Consider the following 13,221-nt stretch of genomic DNA (forward strand, 5'->3'; position numbering starts at 1 on the left):
CGCTCAGCGTCGATGCAACAGGGTGCCAAGCAGCATAGCAGCCGATTCTGCGCGTCGACGCGCTGGCATCCCGAGGCAATCGGTACCATCATGCAGGGCGTCCGCGCGCCAGCCCCGGTGCGCCGCAACCCCTGCTCTCATCGTCCGCTTATCGGGTGCCCCATCGTCATGAGCCAACCGCCTTTCCTGCCGTTCTCCAAACCCACCATCGATGAATCCACCATCGCCGCCGTCGGCGAAGTGCTGCGTTCGGGCTGGATCACCAGCGGCCCCAAGGTCCAGGCGTTCGAAGCCCAGCTCTCGGAGTTCTTCGGCGGACGCACCGTGCGTACCTTCAACTCAGGCACCTGCACCATGGAGATCGCCTTGCGCATCGCCGGCATCGGCCCTGGAGATGAAGTCATCACCACGCCGATTTCCTGGGTGGCCACCGCCAACGTGATTCTCGAAGTGGGTGCCACGCCGGTGTTCGCCGACATTGATCCGGTCACCCGCAACATCGACCTGGCCCAGGTGGAAGCTGCTATTACGCCACGCACCAAAGCCATCATCCCGGTGTTCCTGGCCGGCTTGCCGGTGGACATGACTCGCCTGTACGCCCTGGCCAAGAAACACGGCCTGCGGGTGGTGGAAGACGCGGCCCAGGCCCTGGGTTCCAGCTGGAATGGCCAACGCATCGGCGCCGGTGGCGACTTCGTGTCCTTCAGCTTCCAGGCCAACAAGAACGTCACCTCCTCCGAGGGCGGCTGCCTGGTACTCAATACCCCTGAAGAAGTGCGCCTGGCCGAGAAGTACCGCCTGCAAGGGGTCACCCGCAACGGCTTCGACGGTCTGGATGTGGATGTACTGGGGGGCAAGTTCAACATGACCGACGTCGCCGCTGCCATCGGCCTGGGGCAGTTTGCCCATATCGAGGCAATCACCGCCCACCGCCGCGAGCTGGCCCGACATTACTTCGAGTGCTTTGGCAGCGACTTCGAAACTCGCTATGGCGCCCAACTACCGCCGGCGGACTTCAACAACAGCAACTGGCACCTGTTCCAGCTGGTACTGCCGGAGCGCAAGGACGGCAAGCCGGCTCGCGCCGTCTTCATGGAGCAGATGCAGGAACAGGGCATCGGCATCGGCTATCACTATCCGCCGATTCACTTGCTGAGCCTGTACCGCGAGCGCGGCTTCAAGGAGGGAATGTTCCCGGTGGCGGAACGGGTCGGTCGTCTGATCGTCTCGTTGCCGATGTTCACTGCCATGAGCAAGGCCGACGTGGAACGTGCGGTGGCGGCGGTGAAAGAGGTGTTGCAGGCTTAAAGGGCCTTCGCGAGCAAGCTCGCTCCTGCACAACGGGAGCGGGCCTGCTTGCAGGAGCGACTTACTCGCCGATGGCGGCCTTGTAGCCGGCGGCGTCCAGCAGTTTCTCCAGATCGGCCGGGTTGCTTGGCTTGAGCTTGAAGATCCAGGCGCCGTAGGGGTCGCTGTTGAGCAGCTCGGGGCTGGCGCTCAGCTCTTCGTTGACGGCGATCACTTCACCGGCCACCGGGGCATAGATGTCGGAAGCGGCCTTGACCGATTCCACCACACCCGCCTGGTCCCCTGCGCCAAACACGTTGCCAACTTCCGTCAGCTCGACGAATACCACATCACCCAGGGCTTCCTGGGCGTGGTCGCTAATACCCACGGTCACACTGCCGTCAGCTTCCAGACGGGCCCATTCGTGACTATCGGCAAAACGCAGGTGGGCAGGGATATCGCTCATGTTCTGTGTCCTCAAAAAGAAGTGTCAGCGGCGCAATGCCGGCTGGAAATAGTTAGATCAAGGTCTTGCCGTGGCGCACGAAGGTCGGTTTGACCACCCGGACCGGGTACCACTTGCCGCGGATTTCCACTTCGGCACGGTCAGCGGTGGCCATCGGCACCCGCGCCAGTGCGATCGATTTACTCAGCGTAGGGGAGAAACTACCACTGGTGATCTCACCTTCGCCAACATCGGCGATGCGAACCACTTGATGCGCGCGCAAAACCCCACGCTCTTCCAGTACCAACCCCACCAGTTTCTGCTTCACCCCGGACGCTCGCTCGGCCTCCAGAGCGGTACGACCGATGAATTTGCGTGACGACGGCTCCCAGGCAATGCTCCAGGCCATGTTCGCCGCCAAGGGCGAAACATCCTGGTGAATATCCTGGCCGTAGAGGTTCATGCCGGCTTCCAGGCGCAGGGTATCCCGGGCGCCCAGGCCGATGGGCGAGATCCCCGCTCCCACCAGATCGTTGAAAAAGGCCGGCGCCTGATCGGCGGGCAGGACGATTTCCAGTCCATCCTCACCGGTGTAACCGGTGCGGGCGATGAACCAGTCACCGTCGGTGCCGGCTTCGAAAGGCTTGAGCTGTTGAATCAGGGCGCCACGGGACTGGGTCACCAGCTCGGCGATCTTGTGCCGGGCCTGAGGTCCCTGGATCGCCAGCATGGCCAGCTCCGGTCGCTCGCGCAGTTGCACCTGGAACTCACCCAACTGCGCCTGCATCCAGGCCAGGTCCTGGTCCCGGGTGGCGGCGTTGAGCGCGAGGCGATAAGCGTCCTCGAGGCGGTAGACGATCATGTCGTCGACGATGCCGCCGCGCTCATTGAGCATGGTGCTGTACAAGGCCTGGCCAGGGTGCTGCAAACGTTCGACATCATTGGCCAGCAAGTGCTGGAGCCAGGCCTTGGCCTGGGCGCCGCTGACATCGATCACGGTCATGTGCGATACATCGAACACACCGCAATCACGTCGCACCTGATGGTGCTCCTCGACCTGCGAGCCGTAATGCAAAGGCATATCCCAACCGCCAAAATCGACCATTTTCGCGCCGAGGGCGAGATGCAGGTCATACAGAGGCGTACGCTGTCCCATGGGTTTCTCCTTCCGGGCGTGGCGAGGGTGCGGACTGGCGCTGCTAGGGTGAAAGCCTTGAAATAGATGGCTTGCAGCCGATTTCAGCGTCCCGGCCAAACAACAGGCCGCACCGAATGCCGCGCATTGTAGCCGCAAGGTGGAAGGCTGGCACCTAACCGATTCGATGGGCCGAGCGACGAATCAGGCCAATCACCGGCAGCAGCCCCACCAGCACCAGGGTCAGCGCCGGCAACGAAGCTCGCGCCCACTCCCCTTCGCTGGTCATCTCGAAGATCCGCACCGCCAGCGTGTCCCAGCCGAACGGGCGCATCAGCAAGGTGGCGGGCATTTCCTTGAGCACATCGACGAACACCAGCAAGGCCGCGCTCAGGGTCCCGGGCAGCAACAGCGGTAGATACACTTTGAAAAACAGTCGCGGCCCACCCACCCCCAGGCTGCGCGCGGCTTCGGGCAGCGACGGGCGAATCCGCTCCAGGCTGTTTTCCAGCGGTCCGTAGGCCACCGCGATAAAACGCACCAGGTAGGCCAGCAACAAGGCGGACAGGCTACCCAGCAACAGTGGCTTGCCGGCCCCGCCCAACCAGCCGGACAACGGAATCACCAGTTCCCGGTCCAGATAGCTGAAGGCCAGCATGATCGATACCGCCAGCACCGAACCGGGCAAGGCGTAACCGAGATTGGCCAGGCTAACCCCGGCGCGGATGCCTCGGGTCGGCGCCAAGCGTCGGGCGAATGCCAACAGCAAAGCCACGCTGACGGTGATCAGCGCCGCCATGCCTCCCAGGTACAGGGTGTGGACAATCAGCCCGGCATAGCGCTCATCCAGGTCGAAGCGCCCGCGCTGCCAGAACCACACCAGCAATTGCAGCAGCGGGATCACGAAGGCACAGGCAAATACCAGCAGGCACCAGCCCGTAGCCGCCATGGCCTTGAGCCCAGACAGGTGGTACAGCGCCTTGCCCCGGGGCCGCTCGTTGCCGGTGCGACTGGCGCCGCGGGCCCGCCGCTCGCCGTACAGCACCAGCATCACCGCCAGTAGCAACAGGCTGGCCAGTTGCGCGGCACTGGATAGACTGAAAAACCCGTACCAGGTCTTGTAGATAGCGGTAGTGAAGGTGTCGAAGTTGAACACCGACACCGCGCCGAAATCCGCCAGGGTCTCCATCAGTGCCAGGGCGACCCCAGCGCCTATGGCCGGCCGCGCCATAGGCAGCGCCACGCGCCAAAAAGCCTGCCAGGGCGACTGCCCAAGCACCCGAGCGGCCTCCATCAACCCTTTGCCCTGGGCCAGGAAGGCGTTGCGTGCCAACAGGTAGACGTAGGGATAGAACACCAGCACCAGCACCAGGATCACGCCGCCGGTGGAGCGCACTCTCGGTAGCCGCAAGCCTGTGCCGAACCATTCCCGCAGCAGACTTTGCACCGGTCCGGAAAAATCCAGCAGGCCGACGAAGACAAAGGCCAGTACATAGGCCGGGATCGCGAAGGGCAGCATCAGCGCCCAATCCAGCCAGCGCCGCCCGGGAAACTCGCAGAGGCTGGTGAGCCAGGCCAGGCTCACCCCCAGCAGCGTGACGCCAACGCCGACCCCGAACACCAGGGTCAGGGTGTTGCTCAACAGACGCGGCATCTGCGTGTCCCACAGGTGGGACCAGATCTGCTGGTCGACGGCCTGCCAGGACAGCAGCAGCACACTCAGCGGCAACAGGACCAGGGCCGCTACGGCGAAGACCAGGGGATACCAGCGACGTTGGGCAGGATGGGCCACAAAGAACTCTCGGGCAGGTGGAACGTACAAGGGGAAGCGGCGGCGCCATCGCGGGCAAGCCCGCTCCTATGGCAGGCCGTTAAACAAAACGCCCCGCAGAAGCGGGGCGCAGTATAACGGCAGTCTCAGTTCCAGCCAGCGCGGTCCATCAAGCGAATGGCCTCGGCCTGGCGCTTGCCGGCGATCTCAACCGGCAGGGTATCGGCCACGAACTTGCCCCAACTGGCCACTTCCGCAGAAGGCGCCACCGCCGGGTTGGCCGGGAACTCCTGGTTGACGTCGGCAAAGATCTTCTGCGCTTCAGGCGTGGTCATCCACTCCACCAGCGCCTTGGCCGCCTCCGGATGCGGCGCGTACTTGGTCAGGCCAATACCCGACAGGTTGACGTGCACCCCGCGATCGCCCTGGTTCGGCCAGAACAGTTTTACCGCCAGGTCGGGCTTCTGCTTGTGCAGGCGGCCGTAATAGTAGGTGTTGACGATGCCAACGTCGCATTGGCCGGCGTTGATCGCATCCAGCACCGCGATGTCATCGGAGAACACATCGGTGGACAGGTTGTTGACCCAGCCCTTGATGATCTCTTCGGTCTTCGCCGCGCCGTGGGTCTCGATCAGGGTGGCAGTCAGCGACTGGTTGTAGACCTTCTTCGCGCTACGCAGGCACAGACGGCCTTCCCACTGCTTGTCGGCCAGGGCTTCATAGGTGGTCAGTTCGGAAGGTTTGACCCGCTCGGTGGAGTAGGCCAGGGTCCGCGCCCGCAGGCTCAGGCCGGTCCAGGCGTGGTTGGAAGAGCGGTATTGCAGAGGGATGTTGCTGTCGATGACCTTGGAGGTGAACGGTTGCAGGATGCCCATCTGCTCGGCCTGCCAGAGGTTGCCGGCGTCCACGGTGAGCAGCAGGTCGGCGGTGGCGTTTTCGCCCTCGGCCTTGATCCGCTGCATCAGCGGCGCTTCCTTGTCGGTGATGAACTTGATCTTCACCCCGGTCTTCTGGGTGTAGGCATCGAACACCGGCTTGATCAGCTCATCGATACGCGAGGAGTAGACCACGACTTCATCGGCAGCATGGGCGGCGGTGCCGATGAAAGTGAGTGCCAGGGCGGTCAGTAGACGCTTCGGTGCCAACATGGGAGCAGTCTCTCGATTATAAAATGAGGCGAAATGATAAGGACTCCCATTTGCCTTCTCAACCGAACCTGGCGTCGAGGCGTTACCAGATGTTGCGTAGGGTCGTCCGCCAGGAAGCTTCGCCGGCCAGCCGGCGCCTACGCTTGGGCCAGCTCCGGTAGATCGCCGCTCAGGCCCAGTGCCTGACGCACGAACAGCGCCTTGGCCTCGGGCATCTGGTCGACCATCTTCAGGCCAGTGTTGCGCAGCCAGCGCAGCGGCAACGGATCGGCCTGGAACAGCCGCTCGAAGCCTTCCATGGCCGCCATCAGCGCCAGGTTGTGGGGCATGCGCCGACGCTCGAAACGGCTCAGTACCTTGACCTCGGCCAAGCGCTCGCCACGGCTGGCCGCTTGCAGCAGCACTTCGGCCAGCACCGCGGCATCGAGGAAACCCAGGTTGACCCCCTGTCCCGCCAGCGGATGAATGGTATGGGCGGCGTCGCCGATCAGGGCCAGGCCTTCGGCCACGTAGCGCTTGGCGTGGCGCTGGCGGAGCGGCACGCAAAGCCGAGGGTCGGCGCTGAGCACTGTGCCCAGGCGACCTTCGAAGGCGCGCTCCAGCTCAGCGCAAAACGCGGCGTCATCCAGGGCCATCAAGCGCTCGGCCTCGGTGGGCGTGGTGGACCAGACGATGGAGCACCAGTCGTGCTGCCCGTCCCGTACCAGTGGCAGAAACGCCAGCGGGCCGGTGTCGGTGAATCGCTGCCAGGCGGTCAATTGATGGGGCTGGCTGCTGCGCACACTGGTGACGATGGCGTGATGCAGGTAATCCCATTCCCGGGTGGCACAGCCGGCCAGGCGACGCACGGCCGAGTTGGCGCCATCGGCGGCGATGACCAAAGGCGCCCGCAGGACCCGGCCGTCCGCCAGGGTCAGCAACCAGTCATCGCCGGAGCGGCGCATCTGCTCCAGGCGGGCATTGGCCAACAAACCGATGTCGCACTCGTGCAAACGCTCAAGCAAGGCATCCTGAACCACGCGGTTCTCGACGATATGCCCCAACACCTCGGCATGCACGCTGGAGGCCGAGAAGTGAATCTGCCCGGTGCCGCTGCCGTCCCAGACCTGCATGTCGCAGTAGGGGCTGCTGCGCCGTGCGGCAATACCGTCCCAGGCGCCAAGGCGCTGCAGAATCCGCTGGCTGGCGGCCGACAAGGCACTGACCCGGGGTTCGAATGGCGACTCGGCGTCGAAGGGTTTGACACTCAGGGAGCCGCCATCGAGCAGCAGCACTTCCAGGCCACTGCCCTGCAACGCCAACGCCAAGGCACTGCCGACCATTCCGGCTCCGACAATCAGCACATCTGCGCGCATTTCCATGCTTTAGGCCTGTCTCGCTTGCGGCTTGAGCCGCACATAAAGGGTTTTATCGACCCGCGCCACCAGGGTGCCGGAGCCGTCATGAATCTCTACCTGCAACTGCGGCAGGTACTTCTCGCCCGTTGCGGTCTGCTGGCACACTTCGTCGAGCAGCGCCTGGTCAATGCTGAACCGAGCAAACACCGGTCCCTTGCCCGGAGCGATGAAGTCGATGGCCGCGGCCTTGTCCCAGACGATGTAGTCGCGTCCCAGGTTCTCCATCAGCATCAGCATGAAAAACGGGTCCACCATCGAATACAGGCTGCCACCGAACTGGGTGCCGACATAGTTGCGGTTGTACCAGCCCAGCCCCATGGAGACCTGGACTTCGCGGAAATCCGCGCTGATCTGGCGAATCCGCACACCTGCCCCCAGATAGGGCGGATACAGGTTCATCACCCAGCGCAGCAAGCGTGCCTTGCCGACACGTCGAGTCAACCACTCACGCATCCGGACGAGTGCCCAGGCCCATGGCCTGGCGCGCGAACCAGCGCTTGGCCGGGGGCAGCAGGTCCAGTCCGAGCAAGCCAAGATTGCGCCCCACCGACAGCAGCGGCAGCTTGCTGCCGAACAGCCGCGTGACCTGATCGGAGAAACCCACGGTCAGGCTCTGGTCCAGGCGCTGGCGCTCGCGATAAGCCTGCAGCACGGCAAAATCGCCCGGCAGCTGCTCGCTGGCCAGCAAGGCATCCGCCAGGGCCTGGGCATCACGCAGCGACAGGTTGAAGCCCTGTCCGGCAATCGGATGCAGGCTGTGGGCGGCATTGCCCAGCACCACCAGATGGGAGCGCACCTGTTCTTCGGCTTCTACCAGGGACAGCGGATACAAATGCCGCGCCCCCACTTGTTTCAAGGTGCCCAGGCGGTAACCGAACACGCCCTGCAACTCACTGAGGAAACTCCGGTCATCCAGGTCGGCCAGACGCTGAGCGTCCATGCCCTGGCGGGTCCAGATCAGCGCGCAGCGATTTTCCGGCAATGGCAGCAACGCCATCGGCCCGTCATCGGTGAAGCGCTCGAAGGCCATGCCGTTGTGGGCTTCGCTGGGGGTGATGTTGGCAATCAGCGCGCTCTGGTTATAGGGGCGATTCTTGACCCCGATACCCAATTGTTCGCGCAGGCCGGAGCGGCCACCGTCGGCGAGCACCGCGAGGTCGCATTCCAGTGTGGTTTCGTCATTCAGGGTCAGGCGATAACCGCCTTCCAGAGGCTCCAGGCGAGTGACCTCCGCCGGACAGCGCCAGCTGATCACGTCCTTGTCCAGTCCTTGCCACAGGCATTGACCGAGCCAGGCGTTTTCCACCACATAACCCAGGGCCGGAACCCCTTCTTCCATGGCCGACAGGCGCGCAGTGGAAAACCGCCCACGGTCGGACACATGAATCTGCTTGATCGGCTCGGCGCGCCGGGAGATCGCTTGCCACAAGCCCAGGCGCTGGTAGATCTGTCGGGCGCCAAAGGACAGTGCCGAAGAACGCGCATCGTAGCTGGGCTGGAAGCTGTCGCCGGGGGCGAAGGGTTCGATCAGCACGATCTTCCAGCCCCGGGCCTTGGCTCCGGCCTGCAGGGCCAGGGCCAGGCTTGCGCCGACCAGGCCGCCACCGATGATGGCCAGATTGACCCGGCTCATGAGGCCTGAACTCGGGCTGCTGCCATCAGCGCCTCGATCTCGGCGACGCTTTTCGGCACGCCGCTTGTCAGAATTTCACAGCCCTGCTTGGTCACTACCACGTCGTCCTCGATGCGCACGCCAATGCCGCGCCACTTCTTCGCCACTTGCTGGTTGTCCGGGGAGATGTAGACGCCCGGCTCCACGGTCAGCGCCATGCCGACCTCCAACACCCGCCACTCGCCGCCGACCTTGTACTCGCCGACATCGTGTACATCCATGCCCAGCCAGTGCCCGGCGCGGTGCATGTAAAACGTCTTGTAAGCCTCACTGGCAATCAGCTCGTCGACTGCGCCTTCCAACAGACCCAACTTCACCAGACCGGCGGTGATCACCCGGACCGTTGCCTCATGGGCCTGGTTCCAGTGCTTGTTCGGGGCGATCTCGGCAAACGCCGCTTCCTGGGCCGCCAGCACCAGTTCGTAGATCGCCTTCTGCTCGGGCGAGAACTTACCGTTGACCGGCCAGGTCCGGGTGATATCACTGGCATAGCAGTCGATTTCACAACCGGCGTCGATCAACACCAGATCACCGTCCTTGAGCAGGGCGTCATTCTGTTGGTAGTGCAGGATGCAGCTGTTGCGCCCGGACGCGACGATGGAACCATAAGCCGGCATCTTCGCCCCGCCCTTGCGGAACTCGTAGTCCAGCTCGGCTTCCAGACTGAACTCGTGCAATCCGGGGCGACTGGCCTGCATCGCACGAATATGGGCCTGGACGGAAATCCGTGCGGCTTCGCGCATCACCTTCACTTCCGCCGCCGATTTATACAGGCGCATGTCGTGCAGCAAATGATCCAGGGCAACGAATTCGTTCGGCGGCTGGGCGCCAAGGTGCGCTTTAGAGCGGATCACGTTGATCCAGTCCATCAGGTGGCGATCGAACTCGGGGTTGCTGCCCATAGCCGAATAGACCCGGTCACGACCTTCGATCAGCCCCGGGAGAATGTCGTCGATATCAGTGATGGGAAACGCATCGTCCGCACCGTAGTCACGGATCGCGCCTTCCTGGCCAGCCCGCAGGCCATCCCACAGCTCCCGCTCGGCATTGCGCTCACGGCAGAACAGCACGTACTCGCCATGCTCGCGACCGGGCATCAGCACGATCACGGCCTGGGGCTCGGGAAAACCGCTGAGGTATTGGAAATCGCTGTCCTGGCGGTAGACGTGCTCCACATCGCGGTTGCGAATGGCCACGGCCGCCGCCGGCAGGATCGCGATGCTGTTGGGCTCCATCTGCGCCATGAGCGCCTTGCGGCGACGGCTGTATTCCGCTCTAGGGATATGAATCATGGGCAGATGCAGTTCCCTGTCAGTCAGTGCAGAGAAGGCTTGGCAGCCGGTGCAACGGTCTTGTTGGTTTCGGTGAACAGCAGCAATGGCGCGACCCGCAGGTACTCCATCACTTCCATGTAGTCGCTTTCACCGTCGTCGGACTCTTCCAGCGCATCCTGTACCTGAGCGATGGCTGCAAGGTCCTGCAACACTTCCGTGGCCTCGACGCTCAGGGCGCTGCTGTCACGGGAGTTGAGGCCGAAACCGGCGAGGAAACCCTGGCACCACTGGCCCAGGGCCGCGGCACGTTCGGTCAATGGCGCGTCGTCGCTGGGCAGCAGCAGGACCACGGTCATGTCGTCGCTGGTGAGCTCGCCCTTGACCATTTCCTGCAGGCCGATCAGGGCGTTGCGCACATTTTCTTGTGGCTCGCCTTCGAGCAGCTCGGAAGCGTCCACCAGCCAGCCGTCGACCTCGAAGCCGGCGCCAGCGCAGCTACGGCCCAGCAACAGGCCGTGCAATTCGGCAGGAGAAACAGGATGACCGCTGCTGCTGAGCAGGGTGGCGAAGGCGTTGTACGGGGAATTCTGAATGGGCATGGGCAGCTAGGCGCCAAGCGGCGCAATGTCTAGAATGAAGGCCTTGTATCGTAGGGCGTGTCATCATTCATTGCCAGCGCCGCGTTGCGCCTTGCGCCCCGTTACAGCGGTCCGCGGGGCCTGGGGCGACGGACAGATTGCCGACCGACAGCACCCGATGCGCCAGGACTGATCGGGCCGTCCAGGCGCTGCCCAGCCAGTTGCCACTCATCAGACCAACTTCAGTGGGACACAATGGAAGACACCGACCTGCACGCACTGATGGCCAGACTCGAACTGCTTATTACCCGGGTCGAGCAACTAAAGAGTCAAAACGCACTCTTATTAGCTCAGGAAAAGACCTGGCGCGAGGAACGCGCGCACCTCATTGAAAAAAACGAAATCGCCCGGCGTAAGGTCGAATCGATGATTTCGCGCCTCAAGGCCCTGGAGCAAGACTCATGAGTTCAAGCAATAGCGTTACCGTGCAGATCCTCGACAAAGAGTATTCGATCATCTGCCCCCAGGAAGAGCGCAGCAATCTGGTGAGCGCAGCCCGTTACCTGGACGGCAAGATGCGCGAGATCCGTAGCAGCGGGAAAGTCATCGGTGCCGATCGCATCGCGGTCATGGCCGCGCTGAACATCACCCACGATCTGCTGCACCGCCAGGAGCGTCCGGATGTGCAGGCCAGCGCCACCACTCGCGAACAAGTGCGCGATCTTCTGGAGCGCGTCGACCTGGTCCTGGCCACCGATTCGGACGCAAGCAAGGCTGATTCCTGACAGCGGTTGCGGTATACTCCCGCCACTCCCTGGGGTGCTTGCCAGTTGGCGATGTCCCTGAGCCGATTCGCACTACCCTGGAAGTTGCACGTTGGGCTGGTGTGCATGTCCGCTAGACGGAAAGCCTTAAAGCCTGCTGCATCTTCCGCCTTGAACTTTCGGGTTCAAGGGCTAAGTCGACAGCGGTTCGCCTGGGGAGCCTGAATTCTCAGCCAATGCCAGTTATCCATGCTGGCATTGGTTTTTCCGGGTAGGCTGTTCTGCCATGTCCGACTCTCCATAGCCTCCTCCATGACCGAACCTGCGCCGCTTTCCCGCCCGCAACTTCGACGCATGCTGCGTAAAGCCCGTCGCTCCCTGACACCTGCCCAGCAACGCCAGGCCGCCAGCGGGCTGTACCGCCAGCTGGCGCACAATCCAGTGTTTCGCCGAGCCCGACACCTGTCCCTGTACCTGCCCACTGACGGAGAGATCGATCCGCGCCTGCTGCTACGTGCCGCGCAACGCCGGGGCAAGGCCACCTACCTGCCTGTGCTCAGTGCCTGGCCACGGACCAAGATGGTCTTCCAGCGTGTACGGCCCGGAGAAAAACTGCGCCCCAACCGCTTTCGCATCCTCGAACCCAGGATCAACGTCGCACGCCAACGCAAGGTCTGGGCGCTGGATCTGGTGCTCCTGCCCTTGGTGGGATTTGACGAAGACGGTGGACGCCTGGGAATGGGCGGCGGCTTCTACGACCGCAGCCTGGCTTACCTGGCGCGGCGCAAGAGCTGGCGCAAGCCGAAGCTGCTGGGGCTGGCCCATGAATGTCAGAAGGTCGCGAGACTGGATCAGGCCAGCTGGGATGTGCCGCTACAGGGCACCGTGACTGATCAGGGATGGTACTGCGCCCGATAGACGTCGCGCTGGCTCAGCGACGCCGGGACGGATTCAACGCTTGAAGGGTTGCGGCTGTTGGGCAATCTCGATCGGGGCATCGGTCTTGTTGGCCCATAAGCTCTGCGCATAACCGGTGGTCACAACGCCCAAACCGAACAAAATAACCAAAATCCATAGTAAATCCGGTTGGCGTTTCATCGATTGCCCCCCCTCGGGCAAGTCACACACGATGACAGCAACGGTTTCCATAACAGGCCGTGCAGCAGCGTCAAGCTTAAAATCCCGGCATTCTGCGATAACGTGAACCGACACGCAAATGCTGGCGTCAACCGACTGTCGGTTTGTCATAAAATCCTCCGACAACCTGCCCAACCACCCTTTGGAGGGTAAGAAACATGGCCTATTGGCTGATGAAATCCGAGCCAGACGAACTCTCGATCCAGGACCTGAACAAGCTTGGAAAGGCCCGTTGGGACGGTGTGCGCAACTACCAGGCACGCAACTTCCTGCGCGCCATGGCCGTCGGCGATGAATTCTTCTTCTACCACTCCAGTTGTCCGGAGCCTGGCATCGCCGGCATCGGCCAAATCATCAAGGCGGCCTACCCGGACCCCACCGCCCTGGAACCGGACAGCGTCTACTTCGACCCCAAGTCCAGCGCCGAGAAAAATGCCTGGAGCGCAATCGACGTAGCCCACGTGGAAACCTTCAGCAAGGTCCTGCGCCTGGACTATCTCAAGCAGCAGACTGCCCTCGCTGAAATGCCCCTGGTGCAAAAAGGCAGTCGCCTGTCAGTCATGCCAGTGACCGCAGAGCAATGGGCGGCTGCGCTCTCTCTACGTTGAGCAAC

The 13,221-nt window shown here is 63.0% G+C and carries 15 protein-coding genes and 1 other RNA gene; 6 read left to right on the top strand and 10 right to left on the bottom strand.

What is annotated here, in order from left to right; genetic code table 11:
- Positions 1–168 precede the first annotated feature (168 nt).
- Positions 169–1,308, top strand: coding sequence for a DegT/DnrJ/EryC1/StrS aminotransferase family protein (locus PFZ56_RS04245; RefSeq protein WP_170001747.1), 1,140 nt, complete (start codon positions 169–171; stop codon positions 1,306–1,308).
- Positions 1,309–1,369: 61 nt separating this feature from the next.
- On the opposite strand, the gene gcvH is transcribed toward PFZ56_RS04245, so the two are convergent.
- From gcvH to PFZ56_RS04290, 9 genes are all read right to left on the bottom strand, one after another.
- Complete coding sequence (gcvH, locus tag PFZ56_RS04250) at positions 1,370–1,753, bottom strand: glycine cleavage system protein GcvH (protein ID WP_102881230.1); 384 nt, start codon at positions 1,751–1,753, stop codon at positions 1,370–1,372.
- Positions 1,754–1,805: 52 nt separating this feature from the next.
- Positions 1,806–2,888 carry a glycine cleavage system aminomethyltransferase GcvT gene (gene gcvT, locus PFZ56_RS04255; RefSeq protein WP_102862179.1) on the bottom strand — a complete coding sequence of 361 codons (1,083 nt, stop codon included), beginning with the start codon at positions 2,886–2,888 and terminating at the stop codon, positions 1,806–1,808.
- Positions 2,889–3,042: 154 nt separating this feature from the next.
- On the bottom strand, positions 3,043–4,659 hold the full coding sequence (locus tag PFZ56_RS04260; RefSeq protein WP_102881231.1) for an iron ABC transporter permease: 1,617 nt from the start codon (positions 4,657–4,659) through the stop codon (positions 3,043–3,045).
- 125 nt (positions 4,660–4,784) lie between these two features.
- Complete coding sequence (locus tag PFZ56_RS04265; RefSeq protein WP_102862181.1) at positions 4,785–5,786, bottom strand: extracellular solute-binding protein; 1,002 nt, start codon at positions 5,784–5,786, stop codon at positions 4,785–4,787.
- A gap of 137 nt (positions 5,787–5,923) precedes the next feature.
- Positions 5,924–7,141: a 2-octaprenyl-3-methyl-6-methoxy-1,4-benzoquinol hydroxylase gene (locus PFZ56_RS04270; RefSeq protein WP_170001849.1), complete on the bottom strand. Its 1,218-nt coding sequence runs from the start codon at positions 7,139–7,141 to the stop codon at positions 5,924–5,926.
- Between the two features lie 9 nt (positions 7,142–7,150).
- A complete protein-coding gene (locus PFZ56_RS04275; protein ID WP_170001745.1) occupies positions 7,151–7,636 on the bottom strand; it encodes a DUF4442 domain-containing protein in 486 nt (161 codons plus the stop codon).
- On the bottom strand, positions 7,629–8,816 hold the full coding sequence (ubiH, locus tag PFZ56_RS04280; RefSeq protein ID WP_102862184.1) for a 2-octaprenyl-6-methoxyphenyl hydroxylase: 1,188 nt from the start codon (positions 8,814–8,816) through the stop codon (positions 7,629–7,631). Before ubiH ends, PFZ56_RS04275 begins: the two co-directional genes overlap by 8 nt.
- The gene (gene pepP / locus PFZ56_RS04285) at positions 8,813–10,147 is read right to left on the bottom strand and encodes a Xaa-Pro aminopeptidase (RefSeq protein ID WP_170001743.1); all 1,335 of its coding nucleotides are present in this window, start codon (positions 10,145–10,147) and stop codon (positions 8,813–8,815) included. The genes ubiH and pepP overlap by 4 nt, the downstream gene beginning before the upstream one ends.
- Before the next feature lie 23 nt (positions 10,148–10,170).
- Entirely contained in the window at positions 10,171–10,728 is a 558-nt protein-coding gene (locus PFZ56_RS04290; protein ID WP_102862186.1) for a YecA family protein, read from the bottom strand.
- 234 nt (positions 10,729–10,962) lie between these two features.
- Between PFZ56_RS04290 and PFZ56_RS04295 the strand changes: the two genes are divergently transcribed.
- The 4 genes from PFZ56_RS04295 to PFZ56_RS04310 all read left to right on the top strand — a co-directional run bounded on the left by PFZ56_RS04295 (position 10,963) and on the right by PFZ56_RS04310 (position 12,389).
- The gene (locus tag PFZ56_RS04295) at positions 10,963–11,172 is read left to right on the top strand and encodes a TIGR02449 family protein (protein WP_011064144.1); all 210 of its coding nucleotides are present in this window, start codon (positions 10,963–10,965) and stop codon (positions 11,170–11,172) included.
- On the top strand, positions 11,169–11,492 hold the full coding sequence (locus PFZ56_RS04300; RefSeq protein WP_016962902.1) for a cell division protein ZapA: 324 nt from the start codon (positions 11,169–11,171) through the stop codon (positions 11,490–11,492). The genes PFZ56_RS04295 and PFZ56_RS04300 overlap by 4 nt, the downstream gene beginning before the upstream one ends.
- A 23-nt stretch (positions 11,493–11,515) precedes the next feature.
- Positions 11,516–11,694: non-coding RNA, 6S RNA (gene ssrS / locus PFZ56_RS04305), on the top strand.
- An 89-nt stretch (positions 11,695–11,783) separates the two neighbouring features.
- Positions 11,784–12,389 (top strand): 5-formyltetrahydrofolate cyclo-ligase, encoded by a 606-nt coding sequence (locus PFZ56_RS04310; RefSeq protein ID WP_110652934.1) that lies wholly within the window; start codon positions 11,784–11,786, stop codon positions 12,387–12,389.
- Between the two features lie 33 nt (positions 12,390–12,422).
- Here PFZ56_RS04310 and PFZ56_RS04315 read toward each other — a convergent pair whose 3' ends face one another.
- Positions 12,423–12,719: a hypothetical protein gene (locus tag PFZ56_RS04315; RefSeq protein ID WP_102862188.1), complete on the bottom strand. Its 297-nt coding sequence runs from the start codon at positions 12,717–12,719 to the stop codon at positions 12,423–12,425.
- Positions 12,720–12,766: 47 nt separating this feature from the next.
- Here PFZ56_RS04315 and PFZ56_RS04320 point away from each other — a divergent pair, with 47 nt between their 5' ends.
- Positions 12,767–13,216, top strand: a complete 450-nt coding sequence (locus PFZ56_RS04320) for an EVE domain-containing protein (protein ID WP_170001741.1) — start codon at positions 12,767–12,769, stop codon at positions 13,214–13,216.
- Positions 13,217–13,221: the final 5 nt, after the last annotated feature.

The sequence above is a fragment of the Pseudomonas danubii genome (genome assembly GCF_042980055.1).
Taxonomy (GTDB): Bacteria; Pseudomonadota; Gammaproteobacteria; order Pseudomonadales; family Pseudomonadaceae; genus Aquipseudomonas; species Aquipseudomonas danubii.